Here is a 13,625-nt window from a genome sequence, read left to right as displayed (position 1 = left end):
TGGCGTGAGCCCGTTCGCTTCTCCGATCAACGCAGGGGTGTCCGGGGAATGATTCACTGTGTCGCGGTGCATGCTCGGCAGGACCGAGGCAAATCGGTCTTTTCTGGTTGTCGAGACACAGAGGGCCGAGCATGCGATATCGCGGTAGCATTTTTGGAAGGCTGCTTGAACCGATCAATCGACGGCAGTTTCAGACGGTTGTGGATCGTCTGGACGGGGATGCCTACGACAAGTCGTTCAGGAGCTGGGATCATCTGGTGGCGCTGATCTATGCCCAGCTTAGCGGCAACAGCAGTCTGCGCGGGGTGGTGACTGGCTTCAACGCCAATTCGCAGCATCACTATCACTTGGGAACCGGCAAGCTGTCGCGCTCGACGTTGTCCGATGCCAATGCCCGCCGTCCGATCGGCATTTTCGCGCAAACCTTTGCGGCGCTGTCGGCGATGGCGCGTCGCCAGCTGCGGAGTGAAGGCATGGAGATGGTGCGTCTGATCGACGCCAGTCCGATCCCGCTCGGCAAGGTCTGCAGTTGGGCGACGTGGAACGGCCGCATCCGCGGCATGAAGCTGCATGTCGTCTACGACCCAAGGAGCGATGTCCCGACCTGCGTCGAGATGACGGCCGCGAACGTCAATGACATCGAGATCGGCCGACAGACCCCAATCCAGCCCGCCACCACCTATGTGTTTGACAAGGGCTATTGCCGTTTCGACTGGTGGCAGAAGATCAATGATAGCAAGGCTTTCTTCGTTACCCGGGCGAAGACGAGCATCCGTCTTCGCTCGCTCAGGCATCGCGCCATCCGCAAGCGTAACGGGGATGGCTTCGAAATCCTTGCCGATGACGAGGTGAAGCTCACCAGCAAGGGCGATTCGCGCCTTCCAATCCCGCTCCGCCGCATCAAGATCAGACGCGAGAAAGGCGGCAAGATCACACTCCTGACCAACGACCTTGCCCGTAGCGCCGTCGAGATCGCCGCCCTCTACAAGAGCCGATGGCAAATCGAGCTGCTGTTCCGCTGGATCAAGCAGCATCTCGATATTCGCAAGTTCCTCGGCGCCAACGACAACGCGATCCGCCTTCAGGTGCTCGCTGCGATGATTGCCTACCTGCTGCTGCGCATCGCCGCTCACACCAACTGCATCAAAATGCTCCCGCTCAGGTTCGCCGAACTCGTCGGCCAGCTCCTGCTCACGCGTCGATCCCTCGCTGCCATCGACAAACCTCCGCCCATCAACCCCAGCCGTCGGAAATCAACCATCTCACCTGACCAGATGGAGCTCCGCTATGCCTGAATTTCCCCGGACACCCCTGCGATCAACGGCGGCCCTGCTGAGTGTGCCCTTGGTGGCCAACACGACCGATGCCTTCGGGCGCGAAAAACTCTCCGGTAGTGGCGAAATGGTCGTTTGTCTGGCGCAAATACGGCCCGCTAGGGACCTTGCCAAGCATCGAATCAGGGCGAGGGTGCCGGGGCGGAGACGCAAAATCTGAAATTGAGCATGCATGCGTATCTGATACGCACACGACACCATACGATCCTGTTCGATAACTGTTGCGGCAATGATAAGGAGCGTTCGTATGAACCGACATGGCATCGTTTGCAGAACCCCTTTCTCCATCGCCTTGCGCGTGCAGGCGTCCTTCCGGAGCAGGTCGACTTTGTCATGTGCTCGCATCTTCACGCCGACCACGTCGGCTGGAACACGCGGTTGCTCAACGGCCAGTGGGTCCCCACCTTCCCCAACGCCCGGTACCTGATCAGCAAAGGTGAATTCGACTGGTGGCGCGACGCCATCGAGGCGGGGAGCGTCAAACCGTACCGAAAGCTATCGTTCGATGACAGCGTGCTTCCTGTGGTGGACCGCGGTTTGGCGACGTTCGTAGAAGATGACTATGCATTGGAGAACCAAATGCCCGACGAGGTGCGCTTTATGCCCCTCCACGGTCACACCAAGCACCACTGCGGCCTTTACCTTTGCTCGCGGTCCCAGGATGCGATCTTCAGCGGCGACGCGATCCACCAGCCGATCCAGTTGGCGCGGCCGGATTGGGTCAACGCAGGGTACTGGACTCTGTCGTTGCATTCCAAAGCGCAAATCTGCTGGTTTATGATCAACGCGCTTTTCCGAAGGGTGGCCCGAACGACTGGGCTGACTTCTGGAATATTAAGAAGTTCCCTGGCTCGAGGGGACTCGGTGCCAATTCTGGTCTCGCCGATTTAGTGTTTGCACTGTCCGCCGATGGCTTCACGCAAAGGGGTCTGTGGCGAATGACTGATGATAAAATCGATCGGGCACTAAAGAAGCTCGATGAGATTAAGCCGCACATCGCCAAGTGTTGGGCGGCGGGAGGGGAACCCATACAGTTGCTCATCAACCGCGAATACGCGCTGACGAGTGCGCCCGATGGCCGAGCCCTGGCGGGTATCAAGCAGGGAGTGCCGATTCGCATGGTGTGGGACGGCGCTCATATAAGCGATAATTGCTGGGTAATCGTGAGGGGCGGCCCGAACAGTGCGAATGCACAGAAATTCATCGCATTTGTAAGTCGAGCAGAAATGGCGGCCGCCTTTACGCAAGGGACCGGCTATCCCGGTCCGAATCTAAGTCAGCTAAAATACTTGCCAGCCGAACTGGTGCCATTGATCGGTATAAGCCCGGACAATGCGGCGAAGACAGTCCGGCATGACATTACCTGGTATTTGGAGAAACGTCCGGACGGCAAGACCAACGCAGATCATGTTCAGGAGCGCTGGCTGGCATGCGGGCAGGATAATCTCCACAGCTACTGCCAGTCGTCCGACGTCTTTGCTGGCTTCATCGTCGGCCAAGCCCACAGAACGGGCTTAGCCGGTGCGCTCTCGTAGTCGCTCGCTGATTGCTGCAATCGGCAAACATTGCGAAAGAATGGAATATGGTGCTGACGCGACAGATTGTGCTGGGAGCAGCGGTGATTGATCCTCTCGGTCTCACACCGCCGCTATGGCTCACGTCCGACGCACAGGAGACGCCGCCAATGTCGGCCGTGGGCCACAACTTCCACCGCATCTTCGCTTGGCTCAGAGAACTCTTGTGCCTTATGTCGAGCTACGGCGCACGTTCGGCCGCACGCCGGGCTCAATTCAGCCTCTTAATGAATGACTAGCAAGCAGACACCGCTGTCATTCGGCCTGCAATATTGGCTCTGACGCAATTTTGGTGCGGCTCCGATTATTCTGCGCCGATTAGCCGGGCCTGGAGCAGATCGATCTTCCCGCGGCCATACATTTGTAAGCGCTTAGCCGGAACCCTTAGTTCGGGATCGGGATAGCTGTGCGAAAGAAGCCTCCGGATTGGACGGAGGTTTGGGATGGGATTGGACAGCAAAAAGGACGTCCATTTGGACGGCTCAACGACGGGGGCGGTGAGCCGGCTGGAGGTTCTTGAAGGACCATCGGGGCGCCGCGTACGTTCGGAAGCTGAGAGAGCTCGGGTCGTCGCCGAGAGTCTGTTACCCGGTGCCCAAGTGTCCGAGGTGGCGCGCAAGCACGGAGCGACGCGCTGGCAGATCTACGATTGGCGACGGCGGTTTCGACAGCGAGGCATGTTGCCTGCCGTGCGAGGCGTCGCAGCCGACATTCGCGCCGCTGGTCGTGGAAGGTGCGTTGGAGGAGCGTCAGGTTCCGGCGATCAAGCTTGAGATCGCGATTGGCGATGTCGTGCTGCGGACGGATATGGCCATTGATGCCGAGCAGCTGTCCCGAGTGATCCGCGCGGTGCGAGCGTCACGATGATCGCGGCTGGTGCGGATCTGAAGATTTACGTTGCAACGCGGCCGATCGATTTCCGCTGTGACCATGATGGGCTTGCGACGAAGGTGCAGGAGATGCTTCGTCTCGACCCGTTCAGCGGCGCGGCCTTCGTGTTCCGATCGAAACGAGCTGACCGGATCAAGATTTTGGTCTGGGATCGAACGGGCCTGGTGTTGGTGCAGAAACGCCTCGAAGGTTGCAAGTTCGTTTGGCCAACGATCGCGGACGGCGTGATGCGGATGTCGCCGGCGATGTTCGCGGCCTTGTTTGAGGGGCTGGATTTGAGGTTGGTCCGTCCGGAAGAAGCACGGCGCCCGCAGGCGGCGGGATAACTGCGACAGAATGACTCGGAAGCTATTTTGAACGTGGCACGCGCGGCGGCGATATGCTCGAAATAGCGCATGAGCATCGCGGCGCTGCGCGACGAAAGCGAACGCCTGAAGGCGCTTTTGGCGCAAACGCAGGCGGCCTTGAGCGAGCATCAGGGGCGCTAGCGGCGTCGGAGGAAGCCCGACGCCGGCTGGAGGTCATTCTCGGCGAATTGCGACGCGACAGGTTCGGCGCGAAATCCGAGAAGCTGCGACCAGATCAGTATCATTTGCCGCTCGAAGACGTGGAGATCGCGCAAGGCATCCTGGATGCCGCGCAGGAGAGAGCCGAGAAGGTCATCCAGGGCCGATCGCGAAACGCGACGGATCAAAGCTCTCATCGCAATCGCGGCTGCTTGCCTGCCCATTTGGCGCGGGTGGAGCGGATCATCGAGCTTGCGAGCACGCTCTGCCCGTGCGGTTGCGGCGACATGACGAAGATCGGCGAGGACGTCAGCAAGCGCCTTGACGTGATCCCGGCACAATGGCGCGTGCTGGTCACACGCCGCCCGAAATACATTTGCCGCCGCTGCTACGGCCCTGTCGTGCAGGCGCACGCGCCGGAGCACGTCGTACCCAGCGGGCTGCCGACCGAAGCGGCCATTGCCCACGTGATCATCTCCAAGTTTGGTGACCATACGCCGTTTTACCGCCAGTCCGAGATCTATGCGCGCCAGGGCAACCGGCTTGATCGGGCGACACTGGGCAACTGGTCCGGTCGGGCCTGCTTCCATCTTCAACCCATCGCGGAGCACATGCGCCGCCACCTGGCCATGGCGGATCGTCTGTTCATGGACGAAACCACGGCGCCGGTACTTGATCCCGGGCGCGGCCAAACGAAGAAAGGCTACGTCGTGTCCGATGACCGCGGCCACAGCGGCCCAAGTCCCCCGATCGTGCTGTTCCGATATGCCCCCAGTCGCAGCGGCGCCTTCGCTGAGCAGTTCCTGGACGGCTTTGGCGGACGCTTCCTGCAATGCGATGCCTATGACGGCTATGACCGGCTGACCGAAGCCGCTCGACCGCAAGGGCCGTGGACACTCGTGCATTGCTGGAGCCACTTGCGCCGGCGCTTCGTCAAATTGGCCCGCAACAGCAAATCGCCGAGGCCGCCGTTCGGCACATCGCACAGCTTTACGCCATCGAAGCCATGGTGCGCGGTGCATCGCCAGACATCCGGCTCGCCGCGCGCAAGGAGCATGCGTTTGCTCTCGTCGCCGCTTTAAACCGAAGTTTGCGGCCGCGATACGCAGAAAGTTGAGTCTTTTGAATCACTTGAGGCGAAATTCGCTTGCCAGAAGTGTCCATGTCATTGCCCGCGCCGATGTTCACAAATCATCTAATTTGTGATTCGATTCGCAACTCCGCCGCAGCGAACTGTATGTCCAGTAGCGAAAAAGGCGATTTTCGAGAATCGTGAGTCAGATCAGTTGGTTGCTCGATTCGCCAACGCAAACTTCGGTTTAAAAATGTGGTTCGAGAAGCAGCTGTCGATGATCTCCAGCGGCTCAACCCTCGCCGAGGATATCCGCTATGCGCTCAATCATTGGCAGGGGCTGACTCGCTTCCTTGAAGACGGACGCCTCGAGCTCGACACCAACCCGGTCGAGAACGCCATCCGGCCAGTTTGCCTGACCAGGAAAAATGCGCTCTTCGCCGGTCATGAAATCGGGGCAGAAAACTGGGCCTTGCTGGCGTCGATCGTCGCCACCTGCAAGCTCAACGACGTCAATCCGGCTGCCTACATTGCCGAAACACTCGGGGCGATCATCGACGGCCATCCCCATAGCAGGATCGAAGAGCTCATGCCGTGGCGATTCCGCAAAACGTCAAGCCAGCCTCAATAGGGTGCCCGGATAAGCGCTTACATACATTTGACGCCTGACGAGCTTGAAGCGCGTAATCTGTCCTTCGGTTTGTCCGTTGGACCAGGGCGAAGTGATCGCCGCGCGCACCGCCGCCTCATCCTTGGCGACGCCATTGGCGAACGAAGCGACGAGACTGCTGCGGGCGCGCTCGATCCATGGAGTAAGTCCCGCCTCAACCTTGCGCCGGACCATCAAGTGGAATTCAGCGATGATCTCGCGTGCCTCGACCAGAGTTGGTATCCCAGCTTCGATTGCCGCTACCGTGACGGTCTCCGCTTTCGTTAGCAAGTCCCGGCCGATTGTCATTAGCCGCGCGATCGTTTTGGCCGACGGAATCCTCTGAAGATTTCGCGCGTCGGCCTTTTCAGCAACAGCAAATCGCCAATCGCCGAGGCAGCCATTCGGCACATCGCACAGCTTTACGCCATCGAAGCCATGGTACGCGGCTCATTGCCGGACGTCCGGCTCGCCGCGCGAAAGGAGCATTCGTTGGCTCTCGTCGCCGCTTTAAAAATGTGGTTCGAGAAGCAGCTGTCCATGATCTCCAGCGGCTCGACACTGGCCGAAGACATCCGCTATGCGCTCAATCATTGGCAGGGGCTGACCCGCTTCCTCGAAGACGGGCGTCTCGACCTCGACACCAACCCGGTCGAGAACGCCATCCGGCCAGTTTGCCTGACCAGGAAAAATGCGCACTGGGCCTTGCTCGCGTCGATCGTCGCCACCTGCAAGCTCAACGACGTCGACCCGGCTGCCTACATCGCCGAAACACTCGAGATTGAACTGACCCCCCAAGCTGATTGGCCATCTTTCATGGTCTCCGACACAGCAGGCACGACGTCTCTTGCTGGTCGGCCTCCGTACTTGTCATGCAGAAGGGATGGCGGTGGCGCTGGCCTGAGGTGCTCCGAAGTACCTTCATCCTGCTGCCAATCCCGGTGCAGTATCGCCAAATCGTCTGGCAGAGATGCCGAATTTCGTCGATCGGCCGCCGAGAATGGTGAACTTCGGCTCCATTGGTCCGATACGTTCTCGTTTAGCTCCAAGTGCCCCTTGGACCACAAAAGATGCGCCGGCTTCCAATAGGGGAAATTCATGACTAAGCAGGATTCTCGCAATTCTCAATCCGGCATCGTGAGCCGACGTTCGCTCCTTCAATCAACGGCGGTCCTATTGAGTGCACCGTTTGTTGCAAAAGCCACTGCAGCCTTCGCGCAGGAAAGGCTCGCCGGCTCTGGGGAGGTAGTGGTTTGCAGCTATGGCGGCTCATTTACGGAAAGTTTGCGCAAATATGTCTTCGATCCCTTTACGAAGAGGACGGGCATCAGGGTTGTCGATGTGACAGCTGACAATGCCGAGCCTCAGATTAAGGCCATGCGCGAAGCTGGGCGGGTCGACTGGGACGTTGCCTTTGTCAACCCTTTTTGGCCAGCCTACTTGGAGCTGCAGCAGGCCGGCGCGTTTATGCCAATCGACTACAGCCTATGGGACGACGAAGCGCTTAACGGAGTGCCGGAATCTGCTCGTCTTAAGGACGCGATCGTTGCATTCCAAAACGCAAATCTGCTGGTTTATGGTGAGCAGGCTTTCCCGAAGGGCGGCCCGAAGAACTGGGCAGACTTCTGGAATATCAAGGAATTCCCGGGACCGAGGGGACTCTCTGCCAATTCTGTTAATGCTGATGCAACAACTGCTTTGATCGCCGATGGCTTCACGCACGAGGGGCTTTGGCGACTGACTGATGATAACGTCGGTCGGGCGCTGAAGAAGCTGGACGAGATCAAGCCGCACGTCACCAAGTGGTGGACGGCAGGCGGCGAGCCCATACAGCTGCTCATCAACGGTGAATATGCGCTGACGAGCGCCCCCGATGGCCGTGCGCTGGCGGCAATTAAGCGGGGGGTGCCCATTCGTACGGTATGGGACGGCGCTACTATAACCGACAACTACTGGATTGTTGTAAATGGCGGGCCGAACAGCGCGAATGCACAGAAGTTCATCGCATTTGTGAATCGGGCCGAAATGGCGGCCGCCTTTACACAAGGGACCGGCTATCCCGGCCCGAACCTAAATCAACTACGGTACCTGCCAGCCGATCTGGTGCCGCTGCTCAGTATCAGCCCTGACAACGCGCCAAAGACGGTCCGGTTCGACGTTCCCTGGTTTTTGGAGAAACGCGCTGATGGCAAGACCAACGCGGAACACGTACAGGAGCGTTGGCTGGCATGGCGAGCGTCGTGATGTCCGCTGCTGCGGTCGATTAGCCGACGGTCTCTCAGGCTTCGGTCAGACCCACACAATTGCGTCTTTACAAGGCGGCACATTGCGGAAATTCGGAAGGAATCCCGTAAGTATCCCCGCGCAGCTTCACGATTGACACAACCCGGCGCCGTCCCGAGAGGAGCGGCGGGGAAGCATGGGAGCGCATTCATGAGTCAGGAACAGGTGGGCATCAAAGCGGAGGATGGCCTTTGCCAGGCTTGGGTCTTCACGCCCGACGGTGTGGGTCCCTGGCCGAGCGTCATCTTCTACATGGACGCGTTCGGCATCCGGGCTGGCATGAAGCAGATGGCGCAGCACATGGCTGACCAGGGGTACGTCGTGCTCCTGCCCGACCTCTTCTATCGCCATGGCGCCTATGCTCCCCTGGACCCGAAGGAGGTACTCCAGCGCGACTTCCGCGCGATCGTTGGCCCGCTGATGGGTAGCACTGATAATCACAAGGCCGGCGAGGACACCGCCGCCTTCCTCGCCTATCTCGATAGCCGCCCAGACGTGGCCGGCGACAAGGTCGGCACGGTCGGGTTTTGCATGGGGGGCGGCATGGCGCTTACAGCCGCCGCCTTCTATCCCGACCGGATCGCCGCCGCCGCCAGCTTCCACGGTGGAGATTTGGCGACGGACTTGTCGGTCAGCCCGCACCTACAAGTGGCCAGGATCAAGGGCGAGGTCTATGTCGCCCTCGCTGACAACGACGGCAGCTATCCTCCTGAGATGGCGAAGCGCTTCGAAGCGGCCATGGACGCTGCCGGCGTCAACTACAGCAGCGAGCTTTACGCGGGAAAGGCGCACGGCTGGATGAAGCCAGACATGCCCGTCTACGACGCGGAGGCGGCTGACCGCGGTTGGGCCAAGCTTTCGGAGCTCTACGCACGCAATCTACCCTGAGCGCGAACGCGCCCGCCGTTGCGCAGTTGGATCGCTGAGACATGGCGTGCTCCTTGTCTTGCTGCCCGGCCCAGTTTTGCGTACTGGCGGGGCCGGAGCACGGCCGGACCATCATCCCATTGGGAGACGCTTCGATCGCACGGAAGCCTCGCATTCTCCAGTTCAGGCGAAGGATTGCGTCGTTACAAGTCAGCACATTGCGCAAATTCGGCTAAGCAATCCCATAAGTATCCCCGCGCACCCCTCGGCGGCTATCAAAAGTCTGGGCTGAGGAGTTCATGCGTTTTACCTAATCATCTGGAGATCTATGGCATGAAGAAAAGGCTAGGAATGAGAGGGAAGATCGAGGAGATCATCTACGTTCGACTGGAGCCTGGCGAAGACTTCGTTCGCTCCCTCTGGGACATCTGCAAGGAATACGATATCAAGACAGGCGTCCTTCTGGATGCGACCGGCAACTTCGCTAAGGTTAGGTTGATGCGTATTTCCAGAGAGCCACGAAGGGACAACTGGGGAGTTGACTTCGTTGAGATGTCGGGACCGCTACAAGTGAGCATGACTGGCATCCTCGGGACGGGCTGGAACCCGGATAATCTGCCGGCGACCCCGGACTTTCACCGGCACTACGCCGACACAGGCTTCGGAGCTGGAGGCTGGGAGGAACATGGGTCCCCCTACTTCAAAATTAATATCACGGCGTCGAACGTCTCGGAGACGGCCTGTGGGCACCTCTTGCAGGGATCGCTGGTGGGCGCCGTCAATTATGACAGATCTGGCGGGAAAGCTGAACTACCGTCGCATTTCACCGTCGCCATCGCGAAGGTTTCGGGTGTCATTTTAAGGGGCACCTTCGGCGAGAACGGCTTCTATCACGACCTGGTACCGGCATAGTTGGCTGGGCAAGAACACGGCGTGGCCTCCGCGGGAAACACCAACCGCAAACAAGGAGTTTAGGCCAGGACCTGCAGCATAGCCCCAACGTGTCTGCGCTGATCTGGTCTGCTGACCGAGTATGTCTTCGGCCTACACTAAGGCGATACCAGTGATCGTGACTACTGATGAAGAGCGGGATGTTTGGATGCGCGCGCCGTGGAATGAAGCCAAGGCGCTGTAGCGGCCATTGCCGGATGATACGTTCAAGATCGTGCTTCGCGGCGAGGATAAGGAAGACCGGGCTACGGCCTAGGGTCTGTTGAGATTCACCTGGAATGGATGACGGCGGTGGCGAGGTAGATCATCGCCTCGAAGCTGTCGTCTGTCTTGTCGCACCGCATCGCTACGCGCTTGAATTCCTTCAGCTTGCCGAAGAAATTCTCGACCAGGTGGCGCCATTTGTACATGTCCTTGTCGATGTCCAGAGGCTGAGCGCGCCTTTGATGCTGCGAGATGACGATCCTGGCCTTGCGTGCGTTCAGCTCTTCGATGATCCAGTTGGAATTAAAAGCCTTGTCGGCGATTAAGCCGCCGAATTCGAGGTCCTTGATCAGGGGCGCAACGCCGACGGTGTCAAAGCCATGGCCGGGGCAGGATGAACCGCACCACACCGGACCTTCCTCACCGTCTTCGCAGACGGCCGTGTCTACGAGGCGCAGCTCGACCCCGGTCGCATGCGTTGCGATCTTCGATTGGCAAGTCTTCGAGATCAGGCGACCGTCGCTGCTTCCCGAAAGGCCTTATGCCGCTCAAACCGAGCTCGATCAGGCGTTCGTGGGTGAGATGATTGAGCATACAGGTGCCTGGGCTTTAGAGGAAATAATCTCGCCCGCGGATGTGCCATGACGTGGTGTTCGGACGCTTCGTCGAGAAAGGTACGACCGTGACCGTTCTGGAAGATGGAGCGGATCGAGGCGACGAACCGCGCCTTGATCAGAATGCCGCTGCGGCAGGCCGCGTGCCCGCGTCCACCGCCGCCAGCACTCGGTCCCGAAGATACACGATAGCGGCTTGCCCATGCATCCCAGCCTCGCCGGCAGTCAGCATGAATCATCGCTCGACTGATCTGGAAATCTTCAGGTCTCTGTGAGGTCTCACGCAGGACAGAACGCGCGGCTCGCGCCTGCCAAGCGACCTCACAGAACCCTCAAGACTCCGCCAGCGGCATGACCTCGCACGTCAACAAGGTTCATCACGTCACCATCATCACCGAGGTCGCAAAGGACCTCGGTAAAGACGAAGACTGGCTGCGCGACATTGCCAATCGAAATGGAGATCGAGGACGGCCTGATGTGGGTTTATGGCGTCGGCGAAGATGGCGTTCAGCCCTTCACCGACTTTGGCATCGAAAACCTAATCGAGCTCCTCAGGTTCTACAAGAAAACCTCAAGCTGCTCGCGCGCTCGCACGGGAATGATCCGACCAGCCTGCGGCCTACGCCGGATGCGTAGTGCGCCAGTGAAACTGGCGAAGGATAGTCGATGAAAGTTCGATACAGGAAAGGAGTAGCGACCCACCCTGACCCCGAGTCATGCGGAGGTGTCCGTGAGGGCGACTTCGAAGCGTTGACAGGGGAAACCGCAGGCCAGCCATTGAGCCGCGAAATCGAAAGTCTGGAGCGCCGACGCAGTTATGCAATGCGGAAGGCAACACGTTGGACGGCGTCTATCGCAAGCCACCCAACGGCTCCACGGTCGGAGACCCTGAGCATGCGGGGAAATCCTTCGCACAGGAACTGGGAGATCTCGTCGTCGCCCGAGGGGGAACAATCTTCGGGCAGGCTGGGGAAGGCTGAATGCCGTAAGCCCAGCACCACCGTCGACGAGAAGTCGGATGTCTGCACAGTACCAATGAACGATCTGAACAAGAGCGACGGGTCCACACCGATGCTCGCGGAAGGTCCGGAGGGAAGGCGGGCAGCCAAGGGCAATAGCAAACATCCTCCCGTGCCCCGGACACAGAGCCGGACCAGCGCGTCGACGAGGTTGGATGTTATACGTGAACTGGCAAGACGGAATAGGAAGACACGGTTCACAGCGCTGATGCACCATGTGACGCGCGAACTGCTAACGGAAAGCTTCAGGGGACTGAAGCACTCCGCTGCATCCGGCGTCGACGGAGTGACATGGCGTGACTACGAGGAAGGACTCGACGAGCGAATCGAAGTGCTTTGGGACGCGGTCCAGTCAGGCCGCTATCGGGCACTCCCGTCTCGCCGAGTGTATATCCCCAAGATAAATGGCAAACTGAGACCGCTCGGAATCGCAGCGCTGGAAGATAAAATCGTCCAGCACGCGGTGACGACGGTCTTGAATGCGATTTACGAGGTGGACTTTCTCGGCTTTTCCTATGGATTCCGGGAGGGGCGGAGCCAGCACCAAGCGCTGGACGCACTGTGGATCGGCATTCATCAGAAAAGAGTGAACTGGGTGCTCGACGCTGACATCCGTTCGTTCTTCGATACGATCGATCACGGGTGGATGATGCAGTTCCTCGAGCACAGGATCGCAGACCGCCGGCTCTTACGACTGATACGCAAGTGGTTAACCGCTGGCGTTGTCGAAGGTGGATTGAAGTCCGTAGCACGAGTAGGTACTCCGCAAGGAGCAGTGATCTCACCGCTTCTTGCTAACATTTACTTGCACTACGTCTTCGACCTCTGGACTCATCAGTGGCGAAGTAAGTCGGCAAAAGGGGATGTCATCGTCGTCCGCTATGCGGACGACAGTGTCATGGGCTTCGAAACAAAGTCCGAGGCCCTGCACTTTCTCGACGCACTGCGTGAGCGGATGGCGAAGTTCGGTCTGTCGCTGAATGAGGAGAAGACGCGGGTATTGGAATTTGGACGGTACGCGGCCGAGCGCCGCGCACGCCGGGGGCAACGCCGCCCGGAAACGTTCGACTTCCTCGGGTTCACGCACATCTGCGCGGTGACCCGGATAAACCCGCACTTCACAATCCGGCGCGTGACCATCGCCTCTCGCTTGCGGGCGACGCTGAGTGCGATACGACACGACCTGATGAAACGCCGCCATGCGCCTATCGGTGAGACCGGCGTTTGGCTCCGTCGCGTGATGCAGGGATACCTGAACTACCACGCGATCCCGGGGAACCTGAAGCGGCTCGGCATGTTCCGCGCCGAGGTCTGCCGGGCCTGGCTGCGCTCGCTTCGTCGACGCAGCCAGCGCTCTCGCATGACCTGGGAAAGGTTCCGACGATTCATTGGGCGATACATCCCGAAAGTCCGCGCATGTCATCCGCATCCCAACCCAAGGTATACGTCATGACCCAAGGCAGGAGCCGTATGCGGTAGTTCCGCACGTACGGATCTGGGCGGGGGGCACGGAGAAATCCGTGTCCCTACCGCGACCATTGGACGGGGCGTCGAATCGACTCTCCACCGTGCGCGGCTGGCCCCGCAAGCGCCGTCATCCACAGGAAGAATCGACAATTAACCATTTTGGGTCTTGCCAGGACATCTCCGTTGAGCGCCTG

13 protein-coding genes and 5 pseudogenes are annotated in these 13,625 nt (G+C 59.4%); 15 read left to right on the top strand and 3 right to left on the bottom strand.

The features are described from left to right. Window positions 1–131 precede the first annotated feature (131 nt). The 9 genes and pseudogenes from ACVIYL_RS44710 to ACVIYL_RS44670 form a co-directional block, all read left to right on the top strand. The gene (locus ACVIYL_RS44710) at window positions 132–1,295 is read left to right on the top strand and encodes an IS4 family transposase (protein WP_057015126.1); all 1,164 of its coding nucleotides are present in this window, start codon (window positions 132–134) and stop codon (window positions 1,293–1,295) included. A gap of 207 nt (window positions 1,296–1,502) precedes the next feature. Further along, window positions 1,503–2,039: pseudogene (locus ACVIYL_RS44705) on the top strand (MBL fold metallo-hydrolase); the annotation flags it as partial. After that, window positions 1,979–2,869 (top strand): extracellular solute-binding protein, encoded by an 891-nt coding sequence (locus ACVIYL_RS44700; protein ID WP_456781722.1) that lies wholly within the window; start codon window positions 1,979–1,981, stop codon window positions 2,867–2,869. The pseudogene ACVIYL_RS44705 and the gene ACVIYL_RS44700, both read left to right, overlap by 61 nt. A gap of 482 nt (window positions 2,870–3,351) precedes the next feature. Then, a complete protein-coding gene (locus ACVIYL_RS44695; RefSeq protein ID WP_456781721.1) occupies window positions 3,352–3,681 on the top strand; it encodes a transposase in 330 nt (109 codons plus the stop codon). Further along, the gene (locus ACVIYL_RS44690; RefSeq protein WP_456781989.1) at window positions 3,647–3,775 is read left to right on the top strand and encodes a hypothetical protein; all 129 of its coding nucleotides are present in this window, start codon (window positions 3,647–3,649) and stop codon (window positions 3,773–3,775) included. Before ACVIYL_RS44695 ends, ACVIYL_RS44690 begins: the two co-directional genes overlap by 35 nt. Further along, window positions 3,772–4,125, top strand: a complete 354-nt coding sequence (gene tnpB / locus ACVIYL_RS44685) for an IS66 family insertion sequence element accessory protein TnpB (RefSeq protein ID WP_456781720.1) — start codon at window positions 3,772–3,774, stop codon at window positions 4,123–4,125. The genes ACVIYL_RS44690 and tnpB overlap by 4 nt, the downstream gene beginning before the upstream one ends. Window positions 4,126–4,334: 209 nt before the next feature. Continuing rightward, window positions 4,335–5,204, top strand: a pseudogene (gene tnpC, locus ACVIYL_RS44680) (IS66 family transposase); the annotation flags it as partial. A 107-nt stretch (window positions 5,205–5,311) separates the two neighbouring features. Further along, complete coding sequence (locus ACVIYL_RS44675; protein WP_456781719.1) at window positions 5,312–5,422, top strand: hypothetical protein; 111 nt, start codon at window positions 5,312–5,314, stop codon at window positions 5,420–5,422. Between the two features lie 211 nt (window positions 5,423–5,633). Next, window positions 5,634–6,008 (top strand): annotated as a pseudogene (locus ACVIYL_RS44670) (IS66 family transposase); the annotation flags it as partial. Here ACVIYL_RS44670 and ACVIYL_RS44665 read toward each other — a convergent pair. Further along, window positions 5,991–6,398: pseudogene (locus ACVIYL_RS44665) on the bottom strand (ISL3 family transposase); the annotation flags it as partial. The pseudogenes ACVIYL_RS44670 and ACVIYL_RS44665 overlap by 18 nt on opposite strands. Between ACVIYL_RS44665 and ACVIYL_RS44660 the strand changes: the two are divergent. The 4 genes from ACVIYL_RS44660 to ACVIYL_RS44645 all read left to right on the top strand — a co-directional run bounded on the left by ACVIYL_RS44660 (window position 6,369) and on the right by ACVIYL_RS44645 (window position 10,088). Beyond that, window positions 6,369–7,115 (top strand): IS66 family transposase, encoded by a 747-nt coding sequence (locus ACVIYL_RS44660; protein WP_456781975.1) that lies wholly within the window; start codon window positions 6,369–6,371, stop codon window positions 7,113–7,115. The pseudogene ACVIYL_RS44665 and the gene ACVIYL_RS44660 sit on opposite strands and share 30 nt — an antisense overlap. Window positions 7,116–7,124: 9 nt before the next feature. Then, on the top strand, window positions 7,125–8,270 hold the full coding sequence (locus ACVIYL_RS44655; protein ID WP_456781718.1) for an ABC transporter substrate-binding protein: 1,146 nt from the start codon (window positions 7,125–7,127) through the stop codon (window positions 8,268–8,270). Window positions 8,271–8,459: 189 nt separating this feature from the next. Beyond that, the gene (locus ACVIYL_RS44650) at window positions 8,460–9,197 is read left to right on the top strand and encodes a dienelactone hydrolase family protein (RefSeq protein ID WP_456781717.1); all 738 of its coding nucleotides are present in this window, start codon (window positions 8,460–8,462) and stop codon (window positions 9,195–9,197) included. 312 nt (window positions 9,198–9,509) lie between these two features. Then, complete coding sequence (locus ACVIYL_RS44645) at window positions 9,510–10,088, top strand: PCC domain-containing protein (protein ID WP_456781716.1); 579 nt, start codon at window positions 9,510–9,512, stop codon at window positions 10,086–10,088. A gap of 308 nt (window positions 10,089–10,396) precedes the next feature. Here ACVIYL_RS44645 and ACVIYL_RS44640 read toward each other — a convergent pair whose 3' ends face one another. Next, window positions 10,397–10,741, bottom strand: a complete 345-nt coding sequence (locus ACVIYL_RS44640) for a transposase (protein WP_456781715.1) — start codon at window positions 10,739–10,741, stop codon at window positions 10,397–10,399. Between the two features lie 199 nt (window positions 10,742–10,940). Further along, window positions 10,941–11,106 (bottom strand): annotated as a pseudogene (locus ACVIYL_RS44635) (IS21 family transposase); the annotation flags it as partial. A gap of 190 nt (window positions 11,107–11,296) precedes the next feature. Here ACVIYL_RS44635 and ACVIYL_RS44630 point away from each other — a divergent pair. Together ACVIYL_RS44630 and ltrA are read left to right on the top strand one after the other, a co-directional pair. Next, window positions 11,297–11,581 carry a hypothetical protein gene (locus ACVIYL_RS44630; protein ID WP_456781714.1) on the top strand — a complete coding sequence of 95 codons (285 nt, stop codon included), beginning with the start codon at window positions 11,297–11,299 and terminating at the stop codon, window positions 11,579–11,581. A gap of 591 nt (window positions 11,582–12,172) precedes the next feature. Beyond that, window positions 12,173–13,417 (top strand): group II intron reverse transcriptase/maturase, encoded by a 1,245-nt coding sequence (gene ltrA, locus ACVIYL_RS44625; protein WP_456781972.1) that lies wholly within the window; start codon window positions 12,173–12,175, stop codon window positions 13,415–13,417. Window positions 13,418–13,625 lie beyond the last annotated feature (208 nt).

It is taken from the genome of Bradyrhizobium sp. USDA 3315 (genome assembly GCF_054056795.1).
Note: the sequence above shows the minus strand (reverse complement) of the source record. Positions and strands in the feature narration are given on the sequence as shown.

Excerpts from the sequence above, each read along its gene's own strand:
- ACVIYL_RS44710 (WP_057015126.1), top strand. The coding sequence starts at position 132 with ATGCGATATCGCGGTAGCATTTTTGGAAGGCTGCTTGAACCGATCAAT.
- tnpB (WP_456781720.1), top strand. The coding sequence starts at position 3,772 with ATGATCGCGGCTGGTGCGGATCTGAAGATTTACGTTGCAACGCGGCCG.
- ACVIYL_RS44645 (WP_456781716.1), top strand. The coding sequence starts at position 9,510 with ATGAAGAAAAGGCTAGGAATGAGAGGGAAGATCGAGGAGATCATCTAC.
- ACVIYL_RS44655 (WP_456781718.1), top strand. The coding sequence starts at position 7,125 with ATGACTAAGCAGGATTCTCGCAATTCTCAATCCGGCATCGTGAGCCGA.
- ltrA (WP_456781972.1), top strand. The coding sequence starts at position 12,173 with ATGCACCATGTGACGCGCGAACTGCTAACGGAAAGCTTCAGGGGACTG.
- ACVIYL_RS44650 (WP_456781717.1), top strand. The coding sequence starts at position 8,460 with ATGAGTCAGGAACAGGTGGGCATCAAAGCGGAGGATGGCCTTTGCCAG.
- ACVIYL_RS44675 (WP_456781719.1), top strand. The coding sequence starts at position 5,312 with ATGGTGCGCGGTGCATCGCCAGACATCCGGCTCGCCGCGCGCAAGGAG.
- ACVIYL_RS44695 (WP_456781721.1), top strand. The coding sequence starts at position 3,352 with ATGGGATTGGACAGCAAAAAGGACGTCCATTTGGACGGCTCAACGACG.
- ACVIYL_RS44630 (WP_456781714.1), top strand. The coding sequence starts at position 11,297 with ATGACCTCGCACGTCAACAAGGTTCATCACGTCACCATCATCACCGAG.